This window comes from Nocardia puris (assembly GCF_003315035.1).
In the GTDB taxonomy this organism is placed as follows: domain Bacteria; phylum Actinomycetota; class Actinomycetes; order Mycobacteriales; family Mycobacteriaceae; genus Nocardia; species Nocardia puris.
In genome coordinates this window covers 904,757-916,685 of sequence record NZ_QNRE01000001.1, presented here as the reverse complement: position 1 = coordinate 916,685, position 11,929 = coordinate 904,757, and the positions used below count along the sequence as shown (strand labels likewise).

Here is an 11,929-nt window from a genome sequence, read left to right as displayed (position 1 = left end):
CACGGCGCCGCATATCGCTCGTGGCATAGTGGGCTGATGACGAGGGCTGCGGTACTTGGTGCGGGATCGTGGGGGACGGCGTTCGCGAAGGTGTTGGCCGACGCGGGTACCGACGTGACCATCTGGGCGCGCCGCGCCGAGGTGGCCGAGGCGCTCGCCACCGAGCACCGCAACCCGTTGTATCTGCCCGATGTGCAGCTGCCTCCGGTCGCGGCCACCGACGACCACGAGCGCGCGCTCGAGGGCGCCGAGATCGTGGTGCTCGCCGTGCCGTCCCAGTCTTTGCGCGCGAATCTCGAGGTGTGGAAACCCGCGCTGCGCAACACGATCGAGCGCAATGACGCCACGCTGCTGAGCCTGGCCAAGGGCATCGAGACCGGCACGCTGCTGCGCATGAGCCAGGTGATCGCGGAGGTCACCGGTGCCGAGGAGAGCCGTGTGGCGGTGCTCTCGGGGCCGAACCTGGCCAAGGAGATCGCGGCCGGGCAGCCCGCGGCCACGGTGGTGGCCTGTTCCGACGCCGACCGCGCGGTGGCGGTGCAGCGGGCCAGCTACACCGGGTACTTCCGGCCCTACACCAACACCGATGTGGTGGGCTGCGAGATCGGCGGCGCGTGCAAGAACGTGATCGCGCTGGCGTGCGGCATCGCCTCCGGAATGGGGCTGGGCGACAACTCGATCGCCAGCCTCATCACCCGCGGGCTCGCCGAGATCATCCGCCTAGGGGTGGCGCTCGGCGCGAATCCGGTGACGCTGGCCGGCCTGGCCGGGGTGGGCGATCTGGTCGCCACCTGCACCTCGCCCCTGTCGCGCAACCGGTCGTTCGGGCACGTGCTCGGCGCGGGCGGGTCGATGGAGGCGGCGCAGGAGGCCACCCATGGACAGGTGGCCGAGGGTGTGAAGTCCTGCACATCGGTGCGCGCGCTGGCGGCGGCCAATGACGTCGAGATGCCGCTGACCAACGCCGTGCACCAGGTCTGTCACGAGGGCCTCTCGGTGGCCGACGCGGTGGGCAGCCTGCTCGGCAGGCGCATCAAACCGGAGTGAGCCCTCACGGGGGTGGACGGCACCGCGCGCCCGTGCGGGTACGGTTCGGTGCATGACGAACCGGATCAGGGTCGCTGTGGTGTTCGGTGGGCGCAGCAACGAGCACGCCGTGTCGTGTCTGTCGGCCGGTAGCGTGCTCGCCCACCTGGATCGGGACAAGTACGAGCCGGTGCCGATCGGCATCACCACCGGCGGCGCGTGGGTGCTGGGCAGCACCGACCCGTCCGCGCTGCGCCGCACCGGCGATGAGCTGCCGTCGGTGGACGCCTCCGGCACCGCGCTCACACTCACCACCGATCCGCAGCGCGCGGGCTCGCTGGTGCCGCTGGACGATCCCGCCGCCGCGCTCGGTTCCGTGGACGTGGTGTTCCCGATCCTGCACGGCCCGTTCGGCGAGGACGGCACCCTGCAAGGGATGCTCGAGCTCGCGGGCGTGCCCTATGTCGGGCCGGGCGTGCTCGCCAGCGCGGCGGGCATGGACAAGGAGTTCACGAAGAAGCTGCTCGCCGCCGACGGGCTGCCGGTGGGCACCCAGGTGGTGCTGCGCCCGGGCGTCGCGACGCTGACCGAGGACGAGCGCGACCTGCTCGGGCTGCCGGTATTCGTCAAGCCCGCGCGGGCCGGATCCTCGATCGGCATCACCAAAGTGGACGACTGGACGGCGCTCGACGCCGCGATCGCCGTGGCGCGCGCGCACGATCCGAAGGTGATCGTGGAGGCGGGCATCGTCGGCCGCGAAGTGGAGTGCGGGGTGCTGGAGTTCCCGGACGGCCGGGTGGCGGCCAGCGTGGTCGCCGAGATCCGGATGCCCGACGACGACGCCCCCGAGTTCTACGACTTCGAGACCAAGTACCTCGACGACGTCTGCGAATTCGACGTGCCCGCCAAGCTCGACGACGACGTGTCCGAGCAGATCCGCGAACTCGCCGTGCGCGCCTTCCGCGCCCTGGACTGCCAGGGGCTGGCCCGCGTCGACTTCTTCGTCACCGACCGGGGTCCGATCATCAACGAGATCAACACCATGCCCGGCTTCACGTCGATCTCGCTGTACCCGCGCATGTGGGAGGCCAGCGGGGTCGACTACGCGACGCTGGTGTCGACGCTGGTGGAGACGGCGGTCGCGCGGGGGACCGGGTTGCGCTGAGGGTCGCTTCGCGGCGTGTACGCTCGAATCATGGTGATCGCGGCCACGATTCCGGGGTTGGCGCTGCTGCTCATCGCGCTGTCGTTCGCGGAGGTGATGTGGCGCAGGGCGACCGGCCGTGCCCTGGTGCCGTGGATGCGCGGCGACGGCCGCCCGGTCTCGGCCGTCGGCTTCGAACAGTTCGACGCCGTCTTCAACAGCGCCCGCCACCTGGAACTCGACCAGCGCCGCACCACCTCGCTCCTGCGCGAGGACGAGAGCGCGGGTGCGCCGGGACCGGTTCGGGTGGACCTGGGCTCGGGAAAGGTGACGATCGCCCCGGCTGAAGTTCGCGACTGACAGCCGCTCTGCGGGTCAGTTGGGGAGGGGGCCCGGGTCGATGTCCTTGGCGGGGAGGGTGGCGGCGATGGTGTCGGAGACGACCTGGAGGGGGGTGGGGCCGTAGGCGTCGGGGACGGTGAGGGCGATGTAGGTTTCGCGGTCGACGGCGAACCAGGTGCCGGTGGCGGCGACGTCGTCGCGGACCTGGAACCACTGGACGCCGTTCACGATCTGTAGCGGCGAGGCGCGGTTGAACTCCAGGGGGCGGTCCAGGCCGCAGCGCAGCACGATCGGGTCGCCGCCCTCCTCCGGCTGCCACGCGCGGGTGGCCTGCGGGGCCGGTTCCACCAGGGTCGCTTTGGTGTACTCGCCGAGTTCGGCGGGCAGCGCGGGCAGCAGAGCCAGGCAGGTCTCGCTCTCGGCGGCGGGTGCGGGCACGGGGCCGAGGGCGAGCGGCTCGCGTTCGACCGGCATGTTGCGGGCCAGCACGGCGGCCACCAGGATGCCGACGATCAGCACGACCGGCAGGGCGACGGCGGTCGCGATCAGCGCGGGTGGGTAGGAGGGGGATGCCTTGTCGTCGGACCCGGTGTCCTCGGCGGACGCGGCGCCCTCGGCGGGTCCGCCGCCCTCGCCTTTGCTCATGGAAACCGCTGGGGTGGCGGAGGAATCGTCGGAGGCCCTCAGGGATTCCGATCCCCTGTCCTCTGCCGATCCGCTCTCGGATTCGGCGTGCTCGGACTTCGCGCCGGAGCCCGCGTCGCCCGCCGAATCGGCGGTTCCGGTCTCGGCGTCCTGGCCGCCCGCGCCCACCGCGTCACTCTCCCCGGCGGTGCGCGGCGTCTGCGCGTCCTTCGCGTCACCGTCCGTCGGGTCCGACGCCATCGCTGTGCGGTCCTTCCTGTTCACGCCCACCGGGCCGGTGGTTTCGATCGCCCAGCACAGGGTACCGTCGAGCCGATTCCAGGCGGCATCACCTCGGGAAGGGACGGGTCATCGGCGAGAGCGCGGCGCGGCGGACGGTACGCGAGCTGGGGGAGTTCGCGCTGATCGACCGCATCAACGCACACCGGGTGCAAGCGCCGGGCGTGCTGCTCGGCCCCGGCGACGACGCGGCGCTGATCGCGGCGCCGGACGGCCGGTTCGTCGTCACCACCGACATGCTGGTGGAGGGCCGGCACTTCCGCCGCGACTGGTCCGGCCCCCGCGATATCGGGCGGAAGGCGATCGCGCAGAACGCCGCCGATGTGGTGGCGATGGGCGCGGCGCCCTCGGCGTTCGTGGTGGCGCTCGGCTGCCCCGCCGATACCCCCGTCGACGTGATCGACGCCCTCGCCGACGGCATGTGGGCCGAGGCCGGGCGCGCGGGCGCGTCCATCGCGGGCGGTGATCTGGTGCGCAGCCCCGAGCTGGTGATCTCGGTGACGGCGTTCGGCGATCCGCGCGGCCGCGAGCCGGTGCTGCGCTCGGGCGCGCGCCCCGGCGATCGGGTCGCCGTCGCGGGACGCCTCGGCTGGTCGGCGGCCGGACTCGCCGCACTGCGACAGGACCGCACCGGCGACGAATTCGCCGAAATCCTTGCCGCCCATCGTGTTCCGCAGCCCCCCTACGACGCGGTGCTGGGGGAGGGGTGGCGCGGCTGCCGATCCCTCACCGACGTCTCCGACGGCCTGCTCGCCGACCTCGGCCACATCGCCGCTGCGTCCGGTGTCGCGATCGACCTGTCCGCCGGTGCGTTACGCGACCCGGAACTCGAGCGCTTCGCACGCGCCCTGGATGACGATGCGGCGCAATGGATTCTGACCGGCGGCGAGGACCATGCTTTCGCGGGCACCTGGCCCGGTGACGCGGACCTGCCCCCCGGTTGGCGCGCGATCGGCGTCGTCACGGCAGGTGAGGGCGTCACCGTCGACGGGACGCGCAGGCCCGGCGCGGGCGGCTGGGAATCCTTCGGTGGGGTGGACTCGGCATCCGGACCCCGATCACGCTAAGTTGTGCGGTCATGGGCGCGAAACCACTGTCGGAGATCATGGACCCGGGCTGGGCGCAGGCGCTGGAACCGGTCGCGGACCGCATCAGGGAGATGGGCGAGTTCCTGCGCGCGGAGAACGCCGCGGGCCGCGGCTACCTACCCGCCGGTGAGAACGTGCTGCGCGCCTTCCAGCGCCCCTTCGACAAGGTCCGCGTGCTCATCGTCGGCCAGGACCCGTACCCGACGCCCGGCCACGCGATGGGGCTGAGTTTCTCTGTCGCGCCGGATGTTTCGCCGGTGCCGCGCAGTCTCGCCAACATTTTCACCGAGCTGCACAAGGACCTCGGCCACCCCACCCCGTCCTGCGGCGACCTGAGCCCGTGGTCCGACCAGGGTGTGCTGCTGCTGAACAGGGTGCTCACCGTCTCGCCCGGCCAGCCCGCCTCGCATCGCGGCAAGGGCTGGGAGGCGGTCACCGAGCAGGCCATCCGCGCGCTGGTCGCGCGCGACGAGCCGCTGGTCGCGATCCTGTGGGGCCGCGACGCCTCCACCCTCGAGCCACTGCTGAGCGAGGCCGAGGTGCCCTACATCGAGTCGGCCCACCCCTCGCCGCTGTCCGCCTCGCGCGGGTTCTTCGGTTCGCGCCCGTTCTCGCGCGTGAACGAACTGCTCGACGAGCTGGGCGCCGAACCCGTCGACTGGCGCCTGCCCTGACTTCTCCGCCCGATATCCGCACCACCGAGTTACCCCAGATGAGGAGCAATTCCATGCAGCACAACACCGTTCGCGGCGTCACCGCCACCCTGGCCGTCACGGCCGCGCTGGCCGGTGGCATGGCGTCGGCGAGCGCGGCGCCGCTGCCGCTCGAGCCTTACACCGAGCCGGTCGCGAACACGCAGGTAGCCGAGGAGTTCACCTCGTTCGGGTCCTCCACCATCTCCGCGTCGGTGAACGCGAAGGTCGCGTGCCTGTTCCAGCGCACCTTCAGCGCCATGGTGCTGGACTGCTGATTCCGGCGCATCTCCCGTAGACCCGAGCGAGCGCTTGTGCGATGCTCGGATCGTGAGTAAAGCGAACTATCTGCTCGAACCGACCCGCCTCACCCTGCGCGGTTCGGGCGGGCTGGAGCTGGCCGCCGACCGGTTCGGACCGGTTGACGGCCAGCTCGTCGTCTTTCTGCACGGTGGTGGCCAGACCAGGCACTCGTGGAAGGCGACCGGCGCGAAGCTGGCCGCCTCCGGGTTGCAGGTCGTCACCGTCGACGCCCGCGGCCACGGCGACAGCCAGTGGGCGCCCGACCGCGACTACTCCCGCGCCACGATGGTCGCCGACCTGGGCCTCATCCTCGAACAACTGGGCGCGACGCCGGCGAACGGCGCGGTGGTGGTCGGCGCGAGTATGGGCGGTGTGACCAGCCTGCTCGCCACGCGGTCGCCGGCCGGGCCGCTCATCCGCGCGCTGGTGCTGGTGGACATCGTCACCCGGCCCGAGCGCACGGGCGTGGAGCGCGTCATCGACTTCCTCGGCAAGCACCGCGACGGGTTCGACACCCTCGAGCAGGCCGCCGACGCCGTCGCCGAGTACCTTCCGCACCGCCCGCGCCCGAAGAACACTGACGGCCTGCGCCGCAATCTGCGCGAGCGCGACGGCCGCTGGTACTGGCACTGGGACCCGGACATGCTCCGCGACCGCGTGGAGGACCCCTCCGCGATGATCGAGTCGATGGAGGCCGCCGCGCGCTCCCTCACCATCCCGGTCCTGCTGGTCCGCGGCGTCCAGTCCGATGTGGTGAGCGAGGAGGGCGCGGCCGCCTTCCTGGCACTGGTCCCGCACGCCCGGCTCGCCGAGATCGGCGGCGCCGCCCACACCGCCGCGGGCGACGACAACGACGCCTTCACCGACGCGGTCGCCGAGTTCGTGGTGGAGGCGGTAGCGGACTGACAGATGTTCGTGCGAACGGAGGCTAGGCGTCGGCTCGACCCGGCGGGCCTCTGCTACGTCTCAAGCATCGACATGACGTGTCGACGGTGCTGAATTCGCCTCGACCACACGCACTTCCACCACCAACCCGACCTTGGTCGCGAGATTCACGAGCACATCGATCGAGAACCGGCTCAGTTTGCCGTTCTTCAGTTCCGAGATCCGTGGTTGCGTCACGCCGAGGTTGTCCGCCGCGACCTGCTGCGACCAGCCGAACTCATCGATTCGATCGCGGATCGCGCGCATCAACTGAGACCTGACCTCGAGGTTTTCCGCCTCGGCAGGGGTGTCTGCCAAGGCATCGAAGACCGATGCGTACTCCTGCTGAGTGTTCTCCTGCTGCCTGGTCATGAGATTGCCTCTTGTTCCGGACCGTCCACTATGCGCTGGGGAGCGAGAGATGGTCACGCCGTATAGCTCTTTGTCGTGCCGTTCATCTCGCACGGACCTGGCGGCCGTGCGAGCCCGGTTCCTGTCTTCGTTGCTGGGACTCTTCCACAGCTTGCCGGTACCGCCTGGCACCGACATCAATGGCTGACTTCGGAGTCTGGTTGGACTTCTTCTGGAAGCCGTGAAGGATGCATACTTTCCCGCCGATATCGGCGACGTAGAACACGCGGAACCAGCCGTCGTCTTCAGCTATACAGATCTCCACGCGCCCTTGCCGACACGTGGCATCGGTTTCGCTCCTCTCGGCGTCTCTCCGAGTTTCCTCCTTCACGCTGACTGATATACACAATTATGTATATCAGCTGGTAATTGGGGGTGATCAGTCATTAACAAAGGGTGTGCGTGCCTGCTCGGGGGCGGGCACGCGGGAGGTTCAGGTGAGGGCGGTGTAGTCGGGCTTGCGCTTGGCGACGAAGGCGTCGACGCCTTCGCGGCCGGTGGGACTGGCGGCGGCCGCGGCGATGAAGTCGCGCTCGCGGTCGAGCTGCTCGTCGAGGGTGTTCGTGACCGACTGGGCGAGAAGGGATTTCATCGCCGCGTAGGTGGAACGCGGGCCGCGGGCGAGAGTCGTTGCCAGGGCGAGGGTTTCGGCGCGGACGTCGGCGTCGTCCACCAGGCGGCTGAGGATGCCGAGCCGCACGGCTTCCTCGCCGTCGAGAATCGCGTCGGCGAGCAGGATTTCGCGCGCGCGGCCCGCGCCGACCACACGCGGCAGGGTCCACGACATGCCGCCGTCGGGGCTGAACCCGATGCCGGGGTAGGCGGGGCGCAGCTTGGTGGAGGGTCCGCCGAGGGCGATGTCGGCGGCGAGCACCAGGCTCATACCCGCGCCCGCGGCCCAGCCGTGCACGGCGGCGAGCACCGGGACGCGAGTGGCGTCGAGGGCGCGCACGAAATCGTGCAGTTCGGTGGCGAGCTGGTGCAGGCGGCCCGCGCGGTCCTCGGCGGCCGCGAAATCGCGCACGTTGCCGCCCGCGCAGAAGTTCGCGCCCGCGCCGGTCAGCACGACCGCGCCGATCTCCGGTCCGAGGTCGGCCAGCGCGGCGGTGCCCGCGTTGATCCCGGCGAAGTCCATCGAGGTGCCGTTGGCGGCGGTGGCGATGGTGATCTGGAGGACGCCGTCGGTGGCGGTGACGTACTCGGTCTGCTCGGTGGAGGTCATGAACCGCACCCTATCGTTTGCTCGGTCGGCCTTCGACAGGTCCCGGGGGCCGTACCATCCGCAGCTGCTGGGCGACGGTGAACGCCTCGGTCCGCCGCCCGCCGTCGAGCTCGAAGCCGTACTTGCGATAGAACCGCCGGGCGCGCGGGTTCGCCTCGAAAACCCAGAGGTAGTGGGACTTTTCGGGGACGAGTACGGCACGCATCAGGTCGTGCGCCACACCTTTTCCGTACCAGGCGGCCCGCACGTACAGCGCGTACAGGATGCGCTCGGCGGCGGCATCGTCCTCGGCGACCGCGGCCCTCGCGAACCCGATGACCTCGTCCCCGTGCAGGGCGACCACCGTGTCGTGGGGGTGCGCCACCCGGAACCGCTCCAATTGCTCCGCTCGCCGCTCCACATCGAACGCGTCGAGCACGTGGTCGGGCACGATCCCCCGATACGCCTCCCGCCAGCAGGCGATATGGCACTCGGCCAGCCCCCGCACGTGCCGGGCCTCCAACTCCTCGATCCGCCACTCGCTCACGCCGAGGCGCCGTTCGCGGGCGGGGAATCCTCTTGTGCCGGACGGCAACTGGGGTCGTGGGCGAGGAAGAGGCGTTCTAGCGCGGCGTGGAACGACCCGCGCTCGTCCGCGCTGAGCGGCGCGAGGAATTCGTCCTGGGCGGCGGCGAGCAGGGCCAGGGCCTCGCCGAGCGACCGCTGCCCGGACTCGGTGACGGTGACGAGGAAGCGCCTGCGGTCGGTCGCGTCGCGCTCCCGGCGCGCGTAGCCGAGGGATTCCAGCTTGTCGACCACGCCGACCATCGTCGTGCGATCCAGCCCTGCCACCTCGGCCAGTTCCCGCTGCGAGAGCGGCCGCGCGGCGGCGAATCCGAGCACGCGCACGTCCCGGGCGGTCAGCTGCCACCGGGTCAGCAGTGATTCGGTGCGTTCCCGCATGACCTCGCCGAGCCGCACCACGAGATACCCGGTCGAGGACGTGACGAGTTCCGGCTGCACCGGGGGAAGGCGACCCATGTGTTCACCCTACCGATCATTGTCAACACCTGTGATGGTCATATAGCCTGATAATCAGTGCTACTGATGAATTGGAGATTCGACATGACCACAGGACGTGGTGAGCGAACGGTTCGAGTGCTGCTGGTGACGACGGGGGTGGTCACCGCGACGCCGGCTTTGGCCCTGCTCGACCCGTACGCGCTGGAATGGACCTACGGCGTGACGAATCCCGACGCGATGACCCTCGCGCTGCTGCAACATCGCGGCATGCTGCAATTCGTGCTGGGCGCGGCTCTGGTGTGGGCGGCGTGGTTCCGGCCCGCCCGCCCGGCCGCGGCGCTGGGGGCGGTCGCGACGAAAACGGTGTTCCTCGCATTGATTCTGCCGAACGCCGCGATCCGCGGTGATCTGGCGCTGTTCAGCGTTATCTTCGACCTGTTCTGCGTCGTGGTGCTGACGGCGATCGCGGTCCGGCAGCTGTACCCTCAGTTCGCCGCACGCGCGCTGCCGGCGTAGAACGCAAACGCGGACAACGCTTTCCGGTCATGTGTGGCGAACCTCGCCACCGTGCCGCCGCCGAGCGGGGGCGCCGAAGCGCGAGGGCCGCGCGGTCAGTCCTGGTCGCCCTCGCACCAGTCGTCGAAGGCGTCGAACGCCTGCTGGGCGGGCTCGGGGATCGAGTCCTCGATCGCGTCTTCGATGGGGTCCCACGCGGCGGCGCAGCCCTCGGGGGCGGGCGGCCACGTCTCGATCCACTGGGCGAGCGGGCAGGTCGGCCGCTCCTCGGGCTCCTGCGGTTGGGCGTTCGCGACGCCCGCGACGGCCAGCGTCAAGCCCGCCGCGACACTGGTGGTGGCGATGATCCGGTGCACGATTCCCACGACATCCTCCCGTCCACGCTGACATGAATGCCTGCGATCGTACGCCCGCGGGAACGAGCCCCCGGTCAGCGTGCGCGAGCGCTCCAGCGGCCGTCGTAGCGCACCTCGATCGGGTGCTCGAACGCCGTCGAGACGTGCTCGGTGGTGATCACCTCGGTCGCGGTGCCGGAGGCGACCGTCCGGCCGCCTGCGATGAGCAGCGCGTGCGTGGTGCTGCTCGGCAACTCCTCGAGATGGTGGGTGACCAGCACCGATGCCACGCCGGGGTGGCTGCGGTCGAGGTCGTCGATGGTGGTGAGGAGCTGTTCGCGGGCGGCCAGGTCGAGACCCGTGGCGGGTTCGTCGAGCAGCAGCACGTCGGGGTCGTCGATCAGGGCGCGGGCGCGGACATCGGCGAACCTCTCTACTTGTCTGAGGAGTTCAGTGTAGTTGTGCTGGCCGCGGCGGACATTCAGTTCGTCCCCGGGGAAACATCCTCTGTGACAACGGGAATCAGCGTCTCGAGAGCCGGGTGCAGCTCGGCGAGTTCGGTGAGTGCCTTCGCCCACCCCGGGCGGCGGTGCGGGGACAGGGCGAGGGCTTGGCGCAAGCTGGTGGCGGCGTTGGGGTTTTCGTCGATCGCGGCCGAACAGGCGTCGTAGAAGCCGATGACGGCGAGGGCGTCGTGGTCGCGGGCGGTGGTGAGGGCGACCTCGACCAGCAGTTGGAGAGCCGGGGCGCGGTGGAGGTCGCGAATGGTGGCGTCGAGCAGGGGCGGGAAGCGGGTGGGGTTCTCGACGGCCGCGAAGACCTCGTCCAGCAAGTCCTGATCGCGCTCCTCGACGGCGAGGGCGACCAGGCCCGCGGCGCGCCGGAGCCGGACGTCGGCGGGATCGGCCCGGACCTGCTCCATGATGGCGGCCAAGGTGCCCTCCTCGGCGAGGTCACCGAGATCGCCGCGCAGGGTCTCGCGCTGCGTCGCGGCGGGAGCGGACAGGAAGTCCCGCCACGCGCCCAGGCGCAGGAGGGGTTCGTAGGCGTCCTCGACACCGTGGTCCTTGGCGTGGTCGCGGGTCGCGGCGAGCCGGGCGGCGTGGAACTCGTCGACGATCAGAAACGCTTCCGCCACAGCGACATCCGCGTGCGGTCGCAGCAGTTCGGGATGGTCGAGCAGGACGTCGCGTTCCTGGTCGAAGGTCTCGCACTCCACCCATCGCATGGCCGTCTCGACCAGCCGTGCGTCGACCGTCATCCACGGCGCGGGTTGCGTGCCGGTGCGCTCGGCCCACCACGCGTCCCAGGTGAGCGGATCGTTGCGGCGGTGCCAGCGCACCGCGTGATGGAGAATCGCCAGCAGTCCGCGGTCGGTCACCTCGGACTGCAATTGCGCCAGCCATTCCAGGGCGCGCCTGCTGCCCGGGTGTTTCCCGCGCGCGCGGGCCAGTCGCAGGAACTGCGACGGTTCGGTGTCCAGGTGCGCGATGGCGCGCTGCCACGCGTCCTCGGCCTCGTCGCGCCTGCCCACCTGGGCGAGGGCGAGTTCCAGCGCGTGCAGGGCCTGCGCGAGGCCGGTGACGCAGGACCGGTCCGTAGGGGAGAGGTGGCGGTAGATGTCCACCATCTCCTCGTAGGCGGTGACGGTGTCGTCGAACCGTTCCCCAAGGTCGTAGAGATCGGCCAGCGTGCCGAGTGTGGCGAGCAGATCGGGGAGGTGGTCCGGATCGTCGCCGGCCAGGTGCCGGTAGAGACCGCGTGCCTCCTCGACGGCGGTGATCGCGCCGTCGGTGCGGCCGGCCTGCCCGAGTGCGGCGCCGAGGCTCGTCAACGCCTCCGCCAAGGCGTCCGGGTCGGCGGCGAGCGACCGCTGCCGGGCGACGGCCCGTTCGGCGGCGGTCACTGCGGGGTCGCGCCCGTTCTCGCGGTCGTGGGCGCCGAGCGGATCGAAGGTCAAGGCGAACTCCGAAGGGTAGGCGGTGGTCGGGGTGAAACGG

16 protein-coding genes and 1 pseudogene are annotated in these 11,929 nt (G+C 70.6%); 8 read left to right on the top strand and 9 right to left on the bottom strand.

What is annotated here, in order from left to right; all coding sequences use genetic code 11:
* Positions 1-36 precede the first annotated feature (36 nt).
* From DFR74_RS04210 to DFR74_RS04200, 3 genes are read left to right on the top strand one after another with little or no spacing between them, the layout of a single operon-like run.
* Positions 37-1,047, top strand: coding sequence for an NAD(P)H-dependent glycerol-3-phosphate dehydrogenase (locus DFR74_RS04210; protein ID WP_067508926.1), 1,011 nt, complete (start codon positions 37-39; stop codon positions 1,045-1,047).
* A 52-nt stretch (positions 1,048-1,099) separates the two neighbouring features.
* A complete protein-coding gene (locus DFR74_RS04205) occupies positions 1,100-2,191 on the top strand; it encodes a D-alanine--D-alanine ligase family protein (RefSeq protein WP_067508928.1) in 1,092 nt (363 codons plus the stop codon).
* 30 nt (positions 2,192-2,221) lie between these two features.
* A complete protein-coding gene (locus DFR74_RS04200) occupies positions 2,222-2,530 on the top strand; it encodes a DUF6191 domain-containing protein (protein ID WP_067508929.1) in 309 nt (102 codons plus the stop codon).
* Positions 2,531-2,545: 15 nt separating this feature from the next.
* On the opposite strand, the gene DFR74_RS04195 is transcribed toward DFR74_RS04200, so the two are convergent.
* Entirely contained in the window at positions 2,546-3,157 is a 612-nt protein-coding gene (locus DFR74_RS04195) for a DUF3515 domain-containing protein (RefSeq protein ID WP_113974969.1), read from the bottom strand.
* Between the two features lie 350 nt (positions 3,158-3,507).
* Between DFR74_RS04195 and DFR74_RS04190 the strand changes: the two genes are divergently transcribed.
* The 4 genes from DFR74_RS04190 to DFR74_RS04175 are packed head-to-tail and all read left to right on the top strand — an operon-like array spanning position 3,508 to position 6,425.
* Positions 3,508-4,503 carry a thiamine-phosphate kinase gene (locus tag DFR74_RS04190; protein WP_084537586.1) on the top strand — a complete coding sequence of 332 codons (996 nt, stop codon included), beginning with the start codon at positions 3,508-3,510 and terminating at the stop codon, positions 4,501-4,503.
* An 11-nt stretch (positions 4,504-4,514) separates the two neighbouring features.
* A complete protein-coding gene (locus DFR74_RS04185; protein ID WP_067508933.1) occupies positions 4,515-5,198 on the top strand; it encodes a uracil-DNA glycosylase in 684 nt (227 codons plus the stop codon).
* Positions 5,199-5,251: 53 nt separating this feature from the next.
* A complete protein-coding gene (locus DFR74_RS04180; protein ID WP_067508935.1) occupies positions 5,252-5,494 on the top strand; it encodes a hypothetical protein in 243 nt (80 codons plus the stop codon).
* A 52-nt stretch (positions 5,495-5,546) separates the two neighbouring features.
* Entirely contained in the window at positions 5,547-6,425 is an 879-nt protein-coding gene (locus DFR74_RS04175; RefSeq protein WP_067508937.1) for an alpha/beta fold hydrolase, read from the top strand.
* A 60-nt stretch (positions 6,426-6,485) separates the two neighbouring features.
* Here the strand turns inward: DFR74_RS04175 and DFR74_RS04170 are convergent, their stop codons facing one another.
* The 5 genes from DFR74_RS04170 to DFR74_RS04150 all read right to left on the bottom strand — a co-directional run bounded on the left by DFR74_RS04170 (position 6,486) and on the right by DFR74_RS04150 (position 9,096).
* Positions 6,486-6,815 (bottom strand): helix-turn-helix domain-containing protein, encoded by a 330-nt coding sequence (locus DFR74_RS04170; protein ID WP_067508939.1) that lies wholly within the window; start codon positions 6,813-6,815, stop codon positions 6,486-6,488.
* A gap of 82 nt (positions 6,816-6,897) precedes the next feature.
* Positions 6,898-7,080, bottom strand: coding sequence for a type II toxin-antitoxin system RelE/ParE family toxin (locus tag DFR74_RS37915; protein WP_232331742.1), 183 nt, complete (start codon positions 7,078-7,080; stop codon positions 6,898-6,900).
* A gap of 207 nt (positions 7,081-7,287) precedes the next feature.
* Positions 7,288-8,076: an enoyl-CoA hydratase/isomerase family protein gene (locus tag DFR74_RS04160; protein ID WP_067509015.1), complete on the bottom strand. Its 789-nt coding sequence runs from the start codon at positions 8,074-8,076 to the stop codon at positions 7,288-7,290.
* A gap of 10 nt (positions 8,077-8,086) precedes the next feature.
* Positions 8,087-8,602, bottom strand: coding sequence for a GNAT family N-acetyltransferase (locus tag DFR74_RS04155; RefSeq protein WP_067508941.1), 516 nt, complete (start codon positions 8,600-8,602; stop codon positions 8,087-8,089).
* A complete protein-coding gene (locus DFR74_RS04150) occupies positions 8,599-9,096 on the bottom strand; it encodes a MarR family winged helix-turn-helix transcriptional regulator (RefSeq protein ID WP_084537575.1) in 498 nt (165 codons plus the stop codon). Before DFR74_RS04150 ends, DFR74_RS04155 begins: the two co-directional genes overlap by 4 nt.
* A gap of 117 nt (positions 9,097-9,213) precedes the next feature.
* On the opposite strand from DFR74_RS04150, the gene DFR74_RS04145 reads away from it, so the two are divergent.
* Positions 9,214-9,594 (top strand): hypothetical protein, encoded by a 381-nt coding sequence (locus DFR74_RS04145; protein ID WP_232331739.1) that lies wholly within the window; start codon positions 9,214-9,216, stop codon positions 9,592-9,594.
* 95 nt (positions 9,595-9,689) lie between these two features.
* Here DFR74_RS04145 and DFR74_RS04140 read toward each other — a convergent pair whose 3' ends face one another.
* The 3 genes and pseudogenes from DFR74_RS04140 to DFR74_RS04130 form a co-directional block, all read right to left on the bottom strand.
* Positions 9,690-9,959 carry a hypothetical protein gene (locus DFR74_RS04140; protein ID WP_067508948.1) on the bottom strand — a complete coding sequence of 90 codons (270 nt, stop codon included), beginning with the start codon at positions 9,957-9,959 and terminating at the stop codon, positions 9,690-9,692.
* Between the two features lie 65 nt (positions 9,960-10,024).
* Positions 10,025-10,375, bottom strand: a pseudogene (locus DFR74_RS04135) (ATP-binding cassette domain-containing protein); the annotation flags it as partial.
* Positions 10,376-10,410: 35 nt separating this feature from the next.
* A complete protein-coding gene (locus DFR74_RS04130; protein WP_067508951.1) occupies positions 10,411-11,889 on the bottom strand; it encodes a tetratricopeptide repeat protein in 1,479 nt (492 codons plus the stop codon).
* Positions 11,890-11,929: the final 40 nt, after the last annotated feature.

Coding starts and splice junctions, on each gene's coding strand:
- DFR74_RS04150 (WP_084537575.1), bottom strand. CDS start 9,096: ATGGGTCGCCTTCCCCCGGTGCAGCCGGAACTCGTCACGTCCTCGACC.
- DFR74_RS04200 (WP_067508929.1), top strand. CDS start 2,222: ATGGTGATCGCGGCCACGATTCCGGGGTTGGCGCTGCTGCTCATCGCG.
- DFR74_RS04195 (WP_113974969.1), bottom strand. CDS start 3,157: ATGAGCAAAGGCGAGGGCGGCGGACCCGCCGAGGGCGCCGCGTCCGCC.
- DFR74_RS04205 (WP_067508928.1), top strand. CDS start 1,100: ATGACGAACCGGATCAGGGTCGCTGTGGTGTTCGGTGGGCGCAGCAAC.
- DFR74_RS04180 (WP_067508935.1), top strand. CDS start 5,252: ATGCAGCACAACACCGTTCGCGGCGTCACCGCCACCCTGGCCGTCACG.
- DFR74_RS04210 (WP_067508926.1), top strand. CDS start 37: ATGACGAGGGCTGCGGTACTTGGTGCGGGATCGTGGGGGACGGCGTTC.
- DFR74_RS04185 (WP_067508933.1), top strand. CDS start 4,515: ATGGGCGCGAAACCACTGTCGGAGATCATGGACCCGGGCTGGGCGCAG.
- DFR74_RS04160 (WP_067509015.1), bottom strand. CDS start 8,076: ATGACCTCCACCGAGCAGACCGAGTACGTCACCGCCACCGACGGCGTC.
- DFR74_RS04170 (WP_067508939.1), bottom strand. CDS start 6,815: ATGACCAGGCAGCAGGAGAACACTCAGCAGGAGTACGCATCGGTCTTC.